An 878-nucleotide genomic window follows, 5' to 3' on the forward strand; every position below is an offset into this window, starting at 1 on the left:
CCCAATTAGGTGTAAAACTCTGCTCGATGGCGGGCGGCGGCGTACAAAAAATCTATATGGTGTTTTTAAGAGAACCGTCCCGGCGGGACAGGTCAGGCAGTGACCTGTTCCACCTCTGGGATGGGTTTGAGATTAAAATGAATTTCGATAGAAATGTGTCTTGTTTTATCTTCGTCAATGCGCTCATGCACGACGATTTCTTTGATTAAGCGGTTGAGGGTGGCTGCGTCCAGCTCTGTGATATTGGCGTATTCCTGAATGGCTTCCACCCATTGTTTTGCGTCATTGGCAAGCTGGACTTCATCGGACAGCCGCTTTCTGCCCTCGGACACTTTTGCTTTAAGCTCCGCTTGCTCGGTCTGTGTCTTTTCCAGCATGGTGTTGAAATTCTGTTCACTGATACGCCCTGCAATCATATCCTCATAAAGCCGCATTACCATTTTGTCCAGAACCTCAATCCGTTCCTCGTCCCTTGTGAGGGAGCGTTCCATTGCTTCCCGCTGTTCCCGCTGCTCGGCTTCACAGGTATTGGTCAAGCGGTCGGCAACCGCTTCCCCGTCCATCAGGGCGGCTCTGGCACATTCCCGGATTTTCCGCAGCACATGGCTGTAAAGGGTGTCATAATCAATCCGGTGCTGGGTGCAGTGGTTCTTTCCAAAGGCATTGTAGGTTTTGCAGGAGTAAATCTGCTGGGGATGTTTTGCGTTTGTGTAGCGTATCGTCAGTGACTTCCCACACTCACCGCATTTTATCAGTCCGGCAAACAGGCTGATTTCATTGGTCTGCCCCGGACGCTGGCGGGATTTCAGCTTGTTCTGCACAATGTCAAAGCTCATGCGGTCAATCAGCGGTTCATGCTGTCCCTCCACCACAATCCA

1 protein-coding gene is annotated in these 878 nt (G+C 51.0%); it reads right to left on the reverse strand.

Annotated features, from left to right (window positions below; translation table 11 throughout):
• Nucleotides 1–92: 92 nt before the first annotated feature.
• Nucleotides 93–878 (reverse strand): recombinase zinc beta ribbon domain-containing protein (locus tag H8S44_RS16165; RefSeq protein WP_186997571.1); only part of this gene is annotated, 786 nt, incomplete at its 5' end.

The sequence above is a fragment of the Anaerosacchariphilus hominis genome (assembly GCF_014290175.1).
Classification (GTDB): Bacteria; Bacillota; Clostridia; order Lachnospirales; family Lachnospiraceae; genus Laedolimicola; species Laedolimicola hominis.